The 15429-nt window shown below is 57.0% G+C and carries 14 protein-coding genes and 1 other annotated feature; of the genes, 12 read left to right on the top strand and 2 right to left on the bottom strand.

All coding sequences use genetic code 11. From position 1 onward, the window contains the following. Positions 1-139 precede the first annotated feature (139 nt). The 3 genes from acrR (at position 140) to mscK (ending at position 4674) form a co-directional block, all read left to right on the top strand. On the top strand, positions 140-820 hold the full coding sequence (gene acrR / locus JEM67_RS06065) for a multidrug efflux transporter transcriptional repressor AcrR (protein ID WP_013811782.1): 681 nt from the start codon (positions 140-142) through the stop codon (positions 818-820). 13 nt (positions 821-833) lie between these two features. After that, positions 834-1187, top strand: a complete 354-nt coding sequence (locus JEM67_RS06070) for a DsrE/DsrF/TusD sulfur relay family protein (RefSeq protein ID WP_199636551.1) — start codon at positions 834-836, stop codon at positions 1185-1187. Positions 1188-1287: 100 nt separating this feature from the next. Next, positions 1288-4674 carry a mechanosensitive channel MscK gene (gene mscK, locus JEM67_RS06075; RefSeq protein ID WP_199636550.1) on the top strand — a complete coding sequence of 1129 codons (3387 nt, stop codon included), beginning with the start codon at positions 1288-1290 and terminating at the stop codon, positions 4672-4674. A gap of 40 nt (positions 4675-4714) precedes the next feature. On the opposite strand, the gene rsmS is transcribed toward mscK, so the two are convergent. Together rsmS and priC are read right to left on the bottom strand one after the other, a co-directional pair. Beyond that, a complete protein-coding gene (gene rsmS / locus JEM67_RS06080; RefSeq protein WP_013811784.1) occupies positions 4715-4894 on the bottom strand; it encodes a pleiotropic regulatory protein RsmS in 180 nt (59 codons plus the stop codon). Positions 4895-5003: 109 nt separating this feature from the next. Continuing rightward, positions 5004-5540 carry a primosomal replication protein PriC gene (gene priC, locus JEM67_RS06085; protein ID WP_199636549.1) on the bottom strand — a complete coding sequence of 179 codons (537 nt, stop codon included), beginning with the start codon at positions 5538-5540 and terminating at the stop codon, positions 5004-5006. A 150-nt stretch (positions 5541-5690) separates the two neighbouring features. Between priC and JEM67_RS06090 the strand changes: the two genes are divergently transcribed. The 9 genes from JEM67_RS06090 to JEM67_RS06130 all read left to right on the top strand — a co-directional run bounded on the left by JEM67_RS06090 (position 5691) and on the right by JEM67_RS06130 (position 15277). Next, positions 5691-6071 (top strand): DUF454 family protein, encoded by a 381-nt coding sequence (locus JEM67_RS06090; RefSeq protein WP_013811786.1) that lies wholly within the window; start codon positions 5691-5693, stop codon positions 6069-6071. 247 nt (positions 6072-6318) lie between these two features. Further along, positions 6319-6870, top strand: a complete 552-nt coding sequence (gene apt, locus JEM67_RS06095) for an adenine phosphoribosyltransferase (protein WP_199636548.1) — start codon at positions 6319-6321, stop codon at positions 6868-6870. Between the two features lie 92 nt (positions 6871-6962). Beyond that, positions 6963-8912, top strand: coding sequence for a DNA polymerase III subunit gamma/tau (gene dnaX / locus JEM67_RS06100; protein WP_199636547.1), 1950 nt, complete (start codon positions 6963-6965; stop codon positions 8910-8912). Next, positions 8245-8309, top strand: a sequence feature (DnaX frameshifting element). Its footprint overlaps the gene before it by 65 nt. Positions 8913-8953: 41 nt before the next feature. Further along, positions 8954-9283, top strand: coding sequence for a YbaB/EbfC family nucleoid-associated protein (locus tag JEM67_RS06105; RefSeq protein ID WP_004949379.1), 330 nt, complete (start codon positions 8954-8956; stop codon positions 9281-9283). Then, complete coding sequence (gene recR, locus JEM67_RS06110) at positions 9283-9888, top strand: recombination mediator RecR (RefSeq protein WP_004949381.1); 606 nt, start codon at positions 9283-9285, stop codon at positions 9886-9888. The genes JEM67_RS06105 and recR overlap by 1 nt, the downstream gene beginning before the upstream one ends. Positions 9889-10029: 141 nt before the next feature. Further along, positions 10030-11895 carry a molecular chaperone HtpG gene (gene htpG / locus JEM67_RS06115; protein WP_062869874.1) on the top strand — a complete coding sequence of 622 codons (1866 nt, stop codon included), beginning with the start codon at positions 10030-10032 and terminating at the stop codon, positions 11893-11895. A 202-nt stretch (positions 11896-12097) separates the two neighbouring features. Next, positions 12098-12742, top strand: a complete 645-nt coding sequence (gene adk / locus JEM67_RS06120; protein WP_199636546.1) for an adenylate kinase — start codon at positions 12098-12100, stop codon at positions 12740-12742. 191 nt (positions 12743-12933) lie between these two features. After that, positions 12934-13896 (top strand): ferrochelatase, encoded by a 963-nt coding sequence (gene hemH / locus JEM67_RS06125; RefSeq protein ID WP_199636545.1) that lies wholly within the window; start codon positions 12934-12936, stop codon positions 13894-13896. A gap of 76 nt (positions 13897-13972) precedes the next feature. Further along, a complete protein-coding gene (locus tag JEM67_RS06130; protein WP_199636544.1) occupies positions 13973-15277 on the top strand; it encodes an inosine/guanosine kinase in 1305 nt (434 codons plus the stop codon). The last annotated feature ends 152 nt before the right edge of the window (positions 15278-15429 follow it).

The raw sequence follows: 15429 nt of genomic DNA on the forward strand, positions 1-15429 counted from the left end.
AAAACCTCAAGTGTCCGATTTCAAAATGATCAATGGATCACAAGCTTTAAAACCCATTGCTGCGTTAATTATATGTGCGTGCTATGGTACATACATACGCGAATGTATGTAAATCACACTCCCCCTAAAAAACAACGCCATGGCACGAAAAACCAAACAGCAGGCGCTAGAAACTCGACAGCACATTCTTGATGCTGCGGTGCAGGAATTTTCTGAACGTGGCGTTTCTGCAACGTCACTGACAGATATTGCCACCGCTGCCGGTGTTACGCGTGGTGCTATTTATTGGCACTTCAAGAATAAGGTAGACCTGTTTAACGAAGTTTGGGAATTGTCAGAGTCGAAAATAGGCGATCTCGAAATAGAGTATCAGGCAAAGTACCCTGATAATCCACTGCGTATTTTACGTGAAATACTAATTTATATACTGACGGCGACGGTCGATGACGGCCGCCGGCGAGCGCTGATGGAAATCGTATTCCACAAGTGCGAATTTGTCGGCGAAATGATGCCGCTGCAGGACGCGCGTAAAGTGCTTAGTTTGGAAGGCTACGAGCGTATCGAGTCGGTGCTGCGCAACAGCATGCGTCACGGCCAGCTTCCCGCCGATCTCAATACCCGCCGGGCGGCGATTATCCTGCGCGCTTATATTACCGGCCTGATGGAAAACTGGCTTTTTATGCCGGAAAGTTTTGATCTGAAAGCCGAAGCGGCAGCCTTGGTCGATTCATTCCTCGAAATGACCCAATTCTGCCCGACCTTACGGGTAAAACCGGAAGAGCAGGCGGCCGAGCCGCACAGTGCCGACTGTCATCCTTGAAAGGAGATGCACCATGTCATCCGTTGTGTTGATTGCCAGTGGCGCGGCCTATGGCCATGAGTCACTGTTTAACGCCCTGCGTCTGGGCATCGCGCTGAAAGAGCAGCAGGCCGATCTCAATCTGAAACTGTTTTTGATGTCGGACGCGGTGGTGGCCGGCCTTGCCGGGCAACAGCCGCACGAAGGCTACCATTTGCAGCAGATGCTGGAGATCCTCACCGCGCAGCAAGTGCCGATAAAACTGTGCAAAACCTGCGCCGACGCGCGTGGCGTCAGCCGGTTGCCGCTGGCTGACGGGGTGGAAATCGGTACGCTGGTGGAACTGGCTCAATGGACGCTGGCCGCCGGGAAAGTACTGACGTTCTGATCCCGCTACATCCGTACATCACCAGCAACGCTTTTCTTATTCGTTGGCTATCTGCGATCGTGATAATCTTTCGGCTTCATTATTGATACGAAGTCAACTCATGCATCGCAGGTTAGCTAAACGTCCTTTTCTGACGTTACCCTCGTTCTTCGGGGGGGATATCTCCCGCGTCCTCGCACTGTTTTTATTGATCGCCATGTGTGCGGTGTGCCAGCCTGTTGCCCATGCGGCGTTGAATGGCGATGCGCCGTCGCGCAGTGAAATTCAAAACCAGCTTGATGTGCTGAATAAGCAGAAGACGCTGACGCCGGTCAATAAACTCGCCCAGCAGGATCTGACCCGCACGCTCGAACTGCTGGACGCCATCGAACGCGTCAAACAAGATGGCGCTGAGCTTAAACAGCAGTTGCAGTTGGCACCGGGCAAGCTACGCCAGGTGACCGAGGATCTGGATGCGCTGAAACTCCCTGTGGATAGCGCGGCCGCCAGAGCCGATCTGCTGCCGCTCTCCCTGCGCCAACTGGAAACCCGCCTTTATCAGACGCTGGACGAACTGCAAACCGCTCAGGAAAACCTCTCCACCTATAACAGCCAGCTGGTTTCGCTGCAGACCCAGCCGGAACGGGTGCAAAGCAGCATGTATACCGCGTCACAGCGTCTGCAGGAGATCCGTAACCAGCTCAACGACCAGACGCCGGGCCAAAACTCGCTGCGCGACAGCCAGCAGGTGATGCTGGCAACGGAGCAGGTGCTGCTCAATGCGCAGATTGATCTGCAGCGCAGGAGCCTGGAGGCCAACACCACCCTGCAGGACCTGTTGCAGAAACAGCGCGATTACACCACCGGGCACATCGACGCTCTGGACCGATCGGTGCAGTTGCTGCAAGAAGTGGTTAACAGCAAACGCCTGACACTGTCTGAAAAAACCGCCAAAGAGGCGCAGAATCCGGAAGACGCCACGGACATCCAACAGGATAAGCTGGTCAGTAAAGAGCTGGACGTCAATCGCCAACTCAGCCAGCGGCTGATTGCCGCCACGGAAGAAAGCAACATACTGTTTCAACAGAATATCCGGGTAAAGAACTGGCTCGATCGCGGTCTGCAGTCGGAGCGTAACCTGAAGGAGCAGATCCAGGTGCTGAAAGGCAGCCTGGTGCTGTCGCGCATTCTCTACCAGCAGCAGCAAAACTTGCCGCAGGGCACGTTGGTGGCGGATATGGGCACGCGAATCGCCGATTTACGCCTGGATCAGTTTGATATCAACCAGCAGCGCGACGACCTGTTCAAGGGCGACGATTACATCAATAAGCTGCTTGTGGACAGCAAAGAGAAAGCCAGTGCGGACGTGCTCGATGCGCTGAACGAAATCGTCGATATGCGCCGTGAGCTGTTGGATCAGTTGAATAAGCAGCTCAGCAACCAGCTTGCGCAGTCGATCAGCTTGCAGATTAACCAGCAGCAGCTGACCAGCGTTTACAGTTCGTTGCAAGATACGCTGACCCAGCAGATATTCTGGGTTAACAGCAACAAACCGATCGATCTGGCGTGGTTGAAAGCCTTGCCGGGCGCGGTCAAAGATCAGATAGCCGCACTCGATTTTAAACTGGACACCGGCAAAATGCTGCAGGGCGGGTTGAATGCGCTGGTGTTCCTCATCCCGATGCTGATTCTGATAGCCCTGCTGCGCTGGCGCTACAGGCTGATCGATACACACCTGCAAAAGCTGGCTAATGATGTCGGGCAGCTAAAACGCGACAGCCAACTGCACACGCCGAAGGCCATTATACTGACCTTGCTGAAAGTGCTGCCTGGCTCGGCGCTGCTGCTTGGTGCCGGTTTCTGGTGTTACCGCGCGGAAATCGGCCTCAGCGATTTTCTGTGGGCACTGTCGCAACAGCTGGCGCTGTTCTGGCTGATTTTCGGTTTTACCTACCTTACACTGGCGCCGGGCGGCGTTACCGAGCGCCACTTCAACTTTTCCACCGGACTGTGCGCGCACTATCGCCGGCAGACCCTGCGCCTGGGGTTGGCGCTGCTACCGCTGATCTTCTGGTCGGTGCTGGGCGAGAAAGCGCCGCTGCGACTGGTCGAGGACGTTATTGGCCAGGTGGTGGTGATGCTGACGCTGGCGCTGCTTGCCGTGCTGGTGTTTCCGCTGTGCCGCGACAGCTGGCGCGAGAAAGGTTCGCACGCGGTGCAACTGGTGATCATCACCGCCATTGCCGCCACGCCGCTAATTCTGCTCGGCCTGATGTTCGCCGGTTATTTCTACACCACGTTGCGTCTGGCCGGCCGCTGGATCGACAGCCTGTATCTGTTCTTCCTGTGGAACATCGTTTATCTGACCGCCATTCGCGGCCTTGGCGTTGCGGCACGTCGCTTGGCTTACCGCCGCGCGCTGGCGCGTCGCCAGAGCCTGGCGAAAGAGGGGGCAGAAGGCGGGGAGCCGATAGAGGAGGCGCCTTTGGCGCTGGATCAGATCAACCAGCAATCGCTGCGTCTGACCACCATGGCGCTGTTCATCATCTTTGCCTGCGCCTTCTACGGCATTTGGTCAGATCTGGTGACGGTGATTTCGTATCTGGACAGCATCACGCTGTGGCATTACACCACGACCGTTGCCGGCGGCAGCGTGCCGCAGGCGGTGACGCTGGGCAACATGATGGTGGCCATCGCGGCGGTGATCGTCGCCTATGTCATGACGCGCAACCTGCCCGGCCTGCTGGAGGTGGTGGTGCTGTCGCGGCTGCAACTGCGGCAAGGGGCGTCTTACGCCATCACCACCATACTGACCTATCTGATCACCACCGTGGGCGCCGTTACCGCGCTCGGATCGCTGGGCGTATCTTGGGATAAGCTGCAATGGTTGGCCGCTGGGTTGACCGTCGGTCTGGGCTTCGGTCTGCAGGAGATTTTCGCCAACTTTGTTTCTGGTCTGATCATTTTGTTCGAGCGGCCGATCCGCATCGGCGACACCATTACTATCGGCACCTTCTCCGGCTCGGTCAGCAAAATCCGCATTCGCGCCACCACCATTACCGATTTCGATCGTAAAGAGGTGATTATCCCGAACAAGGCGTTCGTTACCGAGCGGCTGATCAACTGGTCGCTGTCAGACACCATTACCCGGGTATTGATCAAGGTTGGGGTGGCGTACGGTTCCGATCTGGACAAGGTGAAAGCGGTGCTGTTGCAGGCAGCGCATGATAACCCGCGGGTGATGACCGATCCGGAACCGCAGGTTTTCTTCCTTAATTTTGGCGCCAGCACGCTGGATCACGAATTGCGTCTTTATGTTCGTGAATTGCGTGACCGCAGCTATACCGTCGATGAGCTGAACCGCTCGATCGATCGCCTGTGCCGGGAGAACGACATTAATATCGCCTTCAACCAGCTTGAGGTGTATTTGCACAACCAGCAGGGTAACGAGGTACAGGAAGTGAAACGGACGCTGTCGCAGGATGAGGGCAGCCCGTCGGCAGGATAATGGGATGAAAGCGAGGGTTCAGCGCAGGCTGAACCCTTTTTTACTGCTCGACGGGCAGGTATGGCGTGGTGACGCCGTTGCGTTGCAGTTTTTCCTGATAGTCCCGTTTGACAATATCCAGCGCCGCCAGCGCGATGGCTGGATCGATCTCGTTACATTCCAGCAGGTAAATCAGGTCTACCGCCAGCTGCAATTCTGGTGAGGCATTATCTAGAGACATAAAACCAACGTTTTTGTTTAGTAGGTGAATGAATAAGGTGTCGCTTCGGCTGAGTATAGTGAACAAGGCGCGCGGCAGGGAATAATCATTAAAGTATTGTGATAAATCTTCAAAAACCGTTTTCTTTACGCTCGATGCTGCGCTCAATACGCGCCAGCGCCTGTCGGCAACGCACCAACCTGCCTTCCAATGCCGCCAATTCGTGCTGCAATTTTTGCTGCGCCGCGAATGTGGTCTGCCTTCCCAGCAGGCTTTCCCGATCCTGAATCATCGACATTAACCGGCGTTCATAATCCTGATGCTCGGCCAGTTTGTGATACAAATCGACCGCCACCACTTCTTTCGGCTGATTTTTACGGCGCAACGCCTGTGTCGCCAACTCGCGCTGCAGAGCGGTGATCTGGGCCACCAGCTTCTCTGCCAGAAAGGCGACCTGACTGATGCGGCTGTCGTTGGCTGCCGTCTGCAACTGGACGAAGTTCCTTTGCACTTCCGCCAGATAATCACGCAGCCGGGTACCGCGATTGGAAAACAGCGCGGCGTCAAAGCGTGCCTGAGGGATAGGGGCGTCGCCACGCGGCGTCACTTCGGCGGCCAATGCCGCGATCTGCTGTTCTAACACCTGTAATAGACGGTGAGTGCTCACGTTGGCTCCATTAAAATTTCACAGGACTCAGCTTGCCCGCGATCCCGCCGTTAAACAAGCGCGGCGCGCATATTCCGGCCGTTGCGGCTGGTGGCGCAGGGGATGACGGTGATAAAGTAACGCCAGACAGACTAGCGGACAAGGGCTCGCATGACGCGTTGGTTATTGATTATCCTCGGTTGGTTGGCGGTGGTACTGGCGACGCTGGGCGTGGTGCTGCCGCTGCTGCCGACCACGCCATTTCTGCTGCTGGCCGCCTGGTGTTTTGCTCGTTCATCGCCGCGCTTTCACCATTGGCTGCTGTATCGTTCCTGGTTCGGCCCTTATCTGCGCCATTGGCAACAGCATCGTGCGTTGCCGCCAGGGGCCAAAGGGAAGGCGGTAGCGGTGATTGTGCTGACGTTTGCGGTTTCGCTGTGGCTGGTTAAACTCTGGTGGGTGCGCGGATTGTTGTTGCTGATGCTGGCTATTCTGCTGACCTTTATGCTGCGTCTGCCGGTTGTTGATCTGTCGCAACAAAAACAGCGCTGATCCTGTCTTATTATACCCCGGAGCTTTCGAGTTGGCTGCTCCGGCGCATTCATGCGCTCGCGGCATTTGTGCATCCCTGTACAACAACGCTGTAACTTGAAAGATGACGGGGATAGTTGCATTTGTCCGCCAGTTTGCATAGATTTGGGCGTTTTCGTGCGCGGGCTGCTTCCCATTCCTTCTTTATACTGGGCTGGGTGACGCGGTTTGCGCGCAAGTCTTCAGGTAGTTTTATCAGGCAATAATTATGACCGCTACTGCGCAGCAGCTTCAGTTTATTAAAGACAGTATCAAAACCATTTCGGATTACCCGAAGCCGGGCATACTGTTCCGTGACGTCACCAGCCTGCTGGAAAACCCGCTGGCTTACGCGGCCAGCATTGAATTGCTGGTTGAGCGCTATCGCGATGCGGGTGTGACCAAAGTGGTTGGCACCGAAGCGCGCGGTTTCCTGTTTGGCGCCCCGGTGGCGTTGGCGTTGGGCGTGGGTTTTGTGCCGGTACGCAAGCCGGGCAAGCTGCCGCGCGCGACCCTCAGCGAGAGCTATGAGCTGGAATACGGCACCGATCAGTTGGAAATCCACACCGACGCCATCGTGGCCGGCGATAAAGTGCTGGTGGTTGACGATCTGCTGGCGACCGGCGGTACCATTGAGGCCACCGCGAAACTGATCCGCCGCTTGGGCGGGGAAGTTAAAGACGCCGCTTTCATCATCAATCTGCCGGAGCTCGGCGGCGAAGGGCGTTTAAATAAGCAGGGCATCGAATGCTACAGCCTGGTCTGCTTCGCAGGCCACTGATCCTGCATTGTCCCAATGCCACAACGGCCTCGCGGATCGCCGCGGGGCTGTGTTAGCATGACCCTCTAGATTCCTCGACTTCTCCGGTATTAATGAGCTATCAGGTTCTTGCCCGTAAGTGGCGCCCTCAAACGTTTGCAGATGTTGTCGGACAAGAACACGTCCTGACGGCGCTGGCTAACGGCCTCTCGCTGGGGCGGATTCATCACGCCTATCTGTTTTCAGGCACGCGCGGCGTGGGTAAAACCACCATTGCGCGCCTGCTGGCCAAAGGCCTGAACTGTGAAACCGGCATCACCGCGACCCCGTGCGGCCAATGCGATAACTGCCGCGAGATTGAGCAGGGGCGTTTTGTCGATCTGATCGAGATCGACGCCGCGTCCAGAACCAAGGTGGAAGACACCCGCGATCTGCTGGATAACGTCCAATACGCGCCCGCCCGCGGCCGTTTCAAAGTTTACCTGATTGACGAAGTGCACATGCTCTCGCGTCACAGCTTCAATGCGCTGTTGAAAACGCTGGAAGAGCCGCCTTCGCACGTGAAGTTCCTGCTCGCGACCACCGATCCGCAAAAGCTGCCGGTGACCATTCTGTCACGCTGCCTGCAATTCCATCTCAAAGCGCTGGATGTCGATCAGATCCGCAACCAACTGGAAACGGTGCTGCAGGCGGAGAAAATCACCAGCGATCAGCGTGCATTGCAACTGTTGGCGCGCGCCGCCGACGGCAGTATGCGCGACGCGCTCAGCCTGACCGACCAGGCGATTGCCATGGGGCAAGGTCAGGTGACGACCGTCACCGTCAGTCAGATGCTGGGCACGCTGGACGACGAACAGCCGCTGGCCATCCTTGAGGCGCTGGTGAGCGCAGACGGCGAAAAGGTCATGGCGCAGGTCGCGCAGGCGGCTTCTCGCGGCGTAGATTGGGAGAATTTGCTGATCGAGACGCTGGCGCTGTTGCACCGCATTGCGATGGTGCAATTGCTGCCGTCGGTACTGGATAATCATTACGCCGCTATTGAACAAAGGCTGCGTGAACTGGCGCGCACCTTGCCGCCGACAGACGTACAGCTTTATTACCAAACGTTGCTGGTAGGGCGCAAAGAGCTGGCTTTTGCGCCGGATCGCCGCATGGGGGTTGAGATGACCCTGCTGCGTGCGTTGGCGTTTCACCCGAAAGCGGTGATCCCGGAGCCGGTGGCGCCGGTGCAAATGGCCCCTGCGCAGATAGCGCAGACGCGGGCCCCTTCTGCCCAGCCGCCACAGTTTCAGGACGTGCCACCGCCGTTAGGGCTGGCCGCACCGCAAAACAATCAACCGGCGAATTTACCGGATGCCACCGCGCAGTTATTAAAAGCGCGCACCCAACTGCTGCGGCAGGGAGCATCCACACCAAAAAAGAATGAGCCGGCGGCGCCTGGAAAAGCGCGGCCGGCAAACTCAGCACTGGAGCGCTTGGCTTCAGTGACTGAGCGCAGCCAGCAGCGCCTGGCGGAAAAACAGGTGCAGGAAAAACCGGCCAAACCGGAAGCCTACCGTTGGCGGGCGTTGACCGAGCCGGAACCGGAGCCGGAACCGCTGGCGACGCCGAAAGCGTTGCGCACCGCACTTGAGCATGAGAAAACGCCCGAGCTGTCGGCCAAACTGGTGGTTGAGTCGCTCGAGCGTGACCCCTGGGCGGCAGAGATCGATAAGCTGAAAATCCCGAAACTGGTGCAGCAACTGGCGTTGAACGCCGTGAAACAACAGCTGGAACCAGGCAAAATTTGTCTCCGCCTGCGGTCTTCGCAGCGCCATCTGAATTCGCCTTCGGCGCAGAAGGTGCTGACTGACGCGCTCAGCGAGTTGCACGGCAGCCCGGTTGAGTTAACCGTGGTGGAAGATGATAATCCGGCGGAGCGGACTCCGCTGGAGTGGCGGCAAGCCATTTATGAAGAAAAACTGGCGCAGGCGCGTCAGTCCATCGTTGCGGATACCAATATCCAGACACTGCGCCGGTTCTTCGACGCGGATCTGGATGAAGAGAGTATTCGCCCCCTTTAAACGCTGCGCAAAGTGCGCGGCCCTAGCGACGAGAGACGACTATGTTTGGTAAAGGCGGTCTGGGCAACCTGATGAAGCAAGCCCAGCAAATGCAAGAAAAAATGCAACAGATGCAGGAAGAAGTCGCCAAATTGGAAGTGACTGGCGAATCTGGTGCTGGCCTGGTGAAAGTCACCATTAACGGCGCGCACAACTGCCGTCGCGTGGAGATCGATCAAAGCCTGATGGAAGACGATAAAGAGATGCTGGAAGACCTGATCGCCGCTGCGTTTAACGACGCTGCTCGCCGCATCGACGAAACCCAGAAAGAGAAGATGGCGTCTGTTTCCAGCGGCATGCAATTGCCACCTGGCTTTAAGATGCCGTTCTGATGCAAACCAGCCCGCTCCTTGAAACATTAATGGAGGCGTTGCGCTGCCTGCCGGGCGTTGGCCCGAAGTCAGCCCAGCGCATGGCGTTCCAGCTGCTGCAGCGCGATCGCAGCGGCGGAATGCGCTTGGCGCAGGCGCTGACCCGAGCCATGTCGGAAATTGGCCACTGTGCCGATTGCCGCACTTTCACCGAGCAGGATATCTGCACCATTTGCGCCAATCCACGCCGTCTGCAAAACGGCCAGATCTGCGTGGTGGAAAGCCCGGCTGATATTCACGCCATCGAGCAGACCGGTCAGTTCGCCGGGCGCTACTTTGTGCTGATGGGCCACCTGTCGCCGATGGACGGCATCGGGCCTGGCGATATCGGTCTGGATCGGTTGGAGCAACGGCTGGAAAAGGAAAGCATTACCGAAGTGATCCTGGCCACTAACCCGACGGTGGAAGGCGACGCAACCGCCAACTACATCGCCGAGATGTGCGGCCAGTATGGCGTGGTCGCCAGCCGCATTGCCCACGGCGTGCCGGTAGGCGGCGAGTTGGAGATGGTCGACGGCACCACGCTGTCGCATTCGCTGGCCGGCCGCAACGTCATCAAGTTTTAATTTTTTCCCTGACGGGGCCCATGCGGCCCCGTTATTCCCCCGCAAAAATTTCCCGCCAGCCGCTTGAAAAACAACACGCTTGTCCCCACTTATTCCTCATTGTCCGATTTTGATAGCCACTGTCTTTGAGGTAATCTGAGTATGAAAGGTCAAGAAACCCGCGGTTTCCAGTCTGAAGTAAAACAACTGCTTCATTTGATGATTCATTCGCTGTACTCCAATAAAGAAATTTTCCTGCGCGAGCTGATCTCCAACGCCTCAGACGCCGCCGACAAGTTGCGCTTCCGCGCGCTGTCTGCGCCTGAGTTGTATGAAGGCGACGGCGAGCTGCGTGTGCGCCTATCCTTCGATAAAGATCAGCGCACGCTGACCATCGCCGATAACGGCATCGGCATGAGCCGCGATGAAGTGATTGAGAACCTCGGCACCATCGCCAAATCAGGCACTAAATCATTCCTGGAATCTATCGGTTCCGACCAGGCCAAAGACAGCCAGTTGATCGGCCAGTTCGGCGTCGGTTTCTATTCGGCGTTCATCGTGGCGGATAAAGTCACCGTGCGCACCCGTGCCGCTGGCGCAGCGGCGGATCAGGGCGTGTTCTGGGAGTCTGTCGGCGAAGGCGATTACACTATTGCCGATGACACCAAAGAAGATCGCGGCACCGAGATCACCTTGCATCTGCGCGAAGGCGAAGATGAATACCTCGATGCCTGGCGTCTGCGCTCGGTGATTGGCAAATACTCCGATCACATCGCGCTGCCGGTTGAAATTGAAAGCAAAAACGAAGAAGACGGCACCGTCACCTGGGAAAAAATCAACAAGGCGCAGGCCCTGTGGACCCGCAGCAAGGCGGACGTCACCGACGAAGAGTACAAAGAGTTCTACAAACACATCGCTCACGACTTTACCGATCCGCTGAGCTGGAGCCACAACCGGGTAGAAGGCAAGCAGGAATACACCAGCCTGCTGTATATCCCGGCGCAGGCTCCGTGGGACATGTGGAACCGCGATCATAAACACGGCCTGAAGCTGTACGTGCAGCGCGTGTTTATCATGGACGACGCCGAGCAGTTCATGCCGAACTACCTGCGCTTCGTGCGTGGCCTGATAGATTCCAACGATCTGCCGTTGAACGTCTCGCGTGAAATCCTGCAAGACAGCCGCGTGACGCAAAACCTGCGCGGTGCGTTGACCAAGCGCGTACTGCAGATGCTGGAAAAACTGGCTAAAGACGATGCTGAAGGCTACCAGAAGTTCTGGCAGCAGTTCGGCCTGGTGCTGAAAGAAGGCCCGGCAGAAGACGGCGGCAACAAAGAGGCCATCGCCAAGCTGCTTCGCTTCGCTTCTACCCAGGGTGACAGCTCGGCGCAAACCGTCTCGCTGGAAGAGTACGTCGGGCGTATGGCGGAAGGGCAGGATAAAATTTATTACATCACTGCCGACAGTTATGCCGCCGCCAAGAGTAGCCCGCACCTGGAGCTGTTCCGCAAGAAAGGCATCGAAGTGCTGCTGCTTTCCGATCGCATCGACGAATGGATGATGAGCTACCTGACCGAATTCGACGGCAAGCCATTCCAGTCGGTCAGCAAGGCGGACGAAGCGCTGGACAAGCTGGCAGATGAAACCGAAGAGCAGAAGGCCGCCGAGAAGCAGCTTGAGCCGTTTGTCGACCGTGTGAAGACGCTGCTGGGCGATCGCGTGAAGGACGTGCGTCTGACGCACCGCCTGACCGATACGCCGGCCATTGTCACCACCGGCGCCGATGAAATGAGCACCCAGATGGCAAAGCTGTTTGCCGCTGCGGGCCAGGAAGCGCCGGAAGTGAAATACATTTTCGAGTTAAATCCGGAGCATGCGTTGGTCAAACGCGCATCCGATGTGGGTGATAACGAACAATTCGCCGAATGGATCGATCTGCTGATGGATCAGGCGCTGCTGGCTGAACGCGGCACGCTGGAAGATCCAAACCAGTTTATCCGCCGTATGAATAAGTTGTTGTCGGCCTAATCCCGGGTTTATGCGCTCTTAGCCGTTCGGTTAGGGGCGCATTTTTCGCTTTTCTGCCTGATATCCCCCGTTTTACCCACTCTGTTGCCCGTGCTGTTCCGCAATCGATTTCCTTGCGTACCTTGAGCCAGCCCCCCCGGAAATGGTATGGTTGAGCGTTTTCGCAATTTTATAAAAACTACATAGCAAGGGGATTTACGCAATGCGTATCATTCTGCTGGGCGCTCCGGGCGCTGGTAAAGGTACTCAGGCTCAATTCATCATGGAGAAATACGGTATTCCGCAAATCTCCACCGGTGATATGTTGCGCGCAGCCGTGAAGGCCGGCAGTGAACTGGGCAAGCAGGCGAAAGAAATCATGGACGCCGGCAAGCTGGTGACCGATGAGCTGGTAATTGCACTGGTCAAAGAACGCATCACTCAGGAAGATTGCCGTAACGGCTTCCTGCTGGACGGTTTCCCGCGCACCATTCCACAGGCTGATGCGATGAAAGAAGCCGGCATCAACGTGGACTATGTGCTGGAATTCGCCGTGCCGGACGAACTGATCGTCGATCGCATCGTTGGCCGCCGCGTGCATGCGCCGTCTGGCCGCGTGTATCACGTTAAATTCAATCCGCCGCAGGTGGAAGGCAAAGACGACGTGACCGGCGAAGAGCTGACCACCCGTAAAGACGATCAGGAAGAAACCGTGCGCAAGCGCCTGGTGGAATACCATCAGATGACCGCACCGCTGATTTCCTACTACAGCAAAGAAGCGAAAGCAGGCCACACCCAATACCGTAAAATCGACGGCACCCGTAAAGTGACCGAAGTGAGCGCTGAACTGGCGACCATCCTCGGCTGATCGATTTTTATTGCTGTGCATAACGCCAGGCCTTAGGTCTGGCGTTTTTTTTATCTGGCGACTGAGGTGCCGCCTGTTGCTGATATCGGTTCCGGTGAAACGCTTTTCCGCTACAATAGACGCCATTAATTGACGTTAACCCCCTGACCCAGAACGGGGGGTTAGCCTGTAAGGCATCAAGGGGAGCTGAGATGAAGCAAGAGAAACACGGAGTATTGCTGGTGAACCTGGGCACACCGGATGCTCCGACATCGTCGGCGGTAAAACGCTATCTGAAGGAATTCCTCAGTGACGACCGCGTAGTCGATACTTCACCGTTGATCTGGTGGCCGATCCTTAATGGCGTGATCTTGCCGCTCCGATCGCCGCGCGTCGCCAAGCTGTATCAGTCGGTATGGATGGACGAAGGCTCGCCGCTGTTGGTCTACAGCCGCCGCCAGCAGCGCGCGCTGGCCGCCCGTATGCCGAACACTCCGGTGGAGCTGGGCATGAGCTACGGCTCGCCTAGCTTGGCGGAAGCGATAGACAAGTTGTTGGCGCAAGGCGTAACCAATCTGGTGGTGCTGCCGCTGTATCCGCAATACTCCTGCTCGACCAGTGCGGCGGTGTGGGATGGCGTGGCTCGCGTACTGAAAGGCTACCGCCGCCTGCCGTCGATAGGCTTTATCCGTGACTACGCCGAGCACCCGGCCTACATTGCCGCGCTGCGCCAGAGCGTTGAACGTTCGTTCGCCGAGCATGGCCAGCCGGATCGCCTGGTGTTGTCTTTCCACGGCATTCCCAAGCGCTATGCCCGCCTCGGCGACGATTATCCGCAGCGCTGTGAAGACACGCAGCGTGCCCTGGCCGCCACGCTGCCGCTGGCACCGGACAGGGTCATGATGACCTACCAGTCGCGCTTTGGCCGCGAACCCTGGCTGACGCCTTATACCGATGAAACCCTAAAAAGCCTGCCGGCGCAGGGCATCAAGCATATTCAGCTGATTTGCCCCGGTTTCTCGGCGGACTGCCTGGAAACGCTGGAAGAAATCAAAGAGCAGAACCGCGAGATCTTCCTCAAGGCCGGCGGTGAGAAGTTCGAGTATATAGCCGCGCTGAACGACGAACCGGCGCATATTGATATGATGCAGCAACTGGTGGCGCAGCGCTTCTGATCGTCATACAACCCCCTCCATCAGGCAGAAATGTGCTAACATTTTCTGCCTGATAATAGCCACTGCCGCCAATCACATGAAATTTCCTGGTAAACGTAAGTCCAAACACTATTTTCCGGTGAACGCTCGCGATCCGCTCTTGCAGCAAGTTCAGCCTGAAAATGAAGTCAGCACCTCTTATATCGTCGGCATCGACCAGACGCTGGTGGATATCGAAGCAAAAGTGGATGACGCGTTTGTCCAGCGCTACGGTTTGAGCCTGGGACATTCCCTGGTGATTGAGGATGACGTCGCCGAGGCGCTGTACCAGGAGCTAAGCGAAAACAATCAGATCGACCATCAGTTCGCCGGCGGCACCATCGGCAATACCCTGCACAACTATTCGGTGCTGGCGGATGACCGCTCGGTCCTGCTCGGCGTCATGTGCAGCAACATCAAAATCGGCAGCTACGCTTACCGTTATTTGTGCAATACCTCGAGCCGCACCGATCTCAACCACCTGCAGGCGGTTGACGGCGCTATTGGCCGCTGCTTTACGTTGATCACCGAAAGCGGCGAACGCACTTTCGCCATCAGCCCTGGGCAGATGAACCAGTTGCGACCGGAGAGCGTGCCGGAAGAGGTGATCGCAGGCGCTTCGGCGTTGGTGCTGACGTCGTATCTGGTGCGCTGCAAGGAAGGGGAACCGATGCCTGCCGCCACCATGCAGGCAATAGAATTTGCCAAAAAATACGACGTGCCGGTGGTGCTGACGCTGGGCACCAAGTATGTGATTGCCGATAACCCGCAGTGGTGGCGCGACTTCCTGAAGCAACATGTATCGATTCTGGCGATGAACGAAGATGAAGCGCTGGAACTGACCGGGCTGAGCGATCCCTTGACCGCCTCTGATATGGCGCTCGAGTGGGTGGATCTGGTGCTGTGCACCGCCGGGCCAAATGGTCTGTATATGGCGGGTTATACCGAAGAATCGAATAAGCGGGAAACCCAGCATCCGCTGTTACCGGGACATATTGCCGAATTCAACCGTTATGAGTTCAGCCGCGCCATGCGCCGTGAAAGCTGTGAAAATCCGTTCCGCATCTATTCGCATATCGCGCCATACATGGGCGGGCCGGAGAAAATCATGAACACCAACGGTGCCGGAGACGGCGCGCTGTCGGCGTTGTTGCATGATATCGCCGCCAACGGTTTTCACCGCAATAACGTGCCGAACTCTAGCAAGCATGTGCGCAGCTACCTGACTTACTCCTCGTTGGCGCAGGTATGCAAATACGCCAACCGCGTCAGTTATCAGGTGCTGAACCAGCATTCACCGCGCCTGACGCGTGGCCTGCCGGAGCGGGAAGACAGCCTGGAAGAGTCTTACTGGGAACGATAAAAAAGCAAAAGGTCCGGCAAGCCGGACCTCAGACTGCTGACAAAGCCCGCTATTAGGGAGAGCGTGCCGAAGGGGTCGTAGCGGCTTGCCCGCCGGAGCGCCCCTCGGTGCGCTAGGCCCGGGAATCTCGGGTTCAAAGACAACCTTGTCAT

Source organism: Serratia sp. PAMC26656 (assembly GCF_016469055.2).
GTDB classification, from domain to species: Bacteria; Pseudomonadota; Gammaproteobacteria; order Enterobacterales; family Enterobacteriaceae; genus Serratia; species Serratia plymuthica.

Excerpts from the sequence above, each read along its gene's own strand:
- acrR (WP_013811782.1), top strand. The coding sequence starts at position 140 with ATGGCACGAAAAACCAAACAGCAGGCGCTAGAAACTCGACAGCACATT.
- JEM67_RS06070 (WP_199636551.1), top strand. The coding sequence starts at position 834 with ATGTCATCCGTTGTGTTGATTGCCAGTGGCGCGGCCTATGGCCATGAG.
- mscK (WP_199636550.1), top strand. The coding sequence starts at position 1,288 with ATGCATCGCAGGTTAGCTAAACGTCCTTTTCTGACGTTACCCTCGTTC.
- rsmS (WP_013811784.1), bottom strand. The coding sequence starts at position 4,894 with ATGTCTCTAGATAATGCCTCACCAGAATTGCAGCTGGCGGTAGACCTG.
- JEM67_RS06090 (WP_013811786.1), top strand. The coding sequence starts at position 5,691 with ATGACGCGTTGGTTATTGATTATCCTCGGTTGGTTGGCGGTGGTACTG.
- apt (WP_199636548.1), top strand. The coding sequence starts at position 6,319 with ATGACCGCTACTGCGCAGCAGCTTCAGTTTATTAAAGACAGTATCAAA.
- dnaX (WP_199636547.1), top strand. The coding sequence starts at position 6,963 with ATGAGCTATCAGGTTCTTGCCCGTAAGTGGCGCCCTCAAACGTTTGCA.
- JEM67_RS06105 (WP_004949379.1), top strand. The coding sequence starts at position 8,954 with ATGTTTGGTAAAGGCGGTCTGGGCAACCTGATGAAGCAAGCCCAGCAA.
- recR (WP_004949381.1), top strand. The coding sequence starts at position 9,283 with ATGCAAACCAGCCCGCTCCTTGAAACATTAATGGAGGCGTTGCGCTGC.
- htpG (WP_062869874.1), top strand. The coding sequence starts at position 10,030 with ATGAAAGGTCAAGAAACCCGCGGTTTCCAGTCTGAAGTAAAACAACTG.
- adk (WP_199636546.1), top strand. The coding sequence starts at position 12,098 with ATGCGTATCATTCTGCTGGGCGCTCCGGGCGCTGGTAAAGGTACTCAG.
- hemH (WP_199636545.1), top strand. The coding sequence starts at position 12,934 with ATGAAGCAAGAGAAACACGGAGTATTGCTGGTGAACCTGGGCACACCG.
- JEM67_RS06130 (WP_199636544.1), top strand. The coding sequence starts at position 13,973 with ATGAAATTTCCTGGTAAACGTAAGTCCAAACACTATTTTCCGGTGAAC.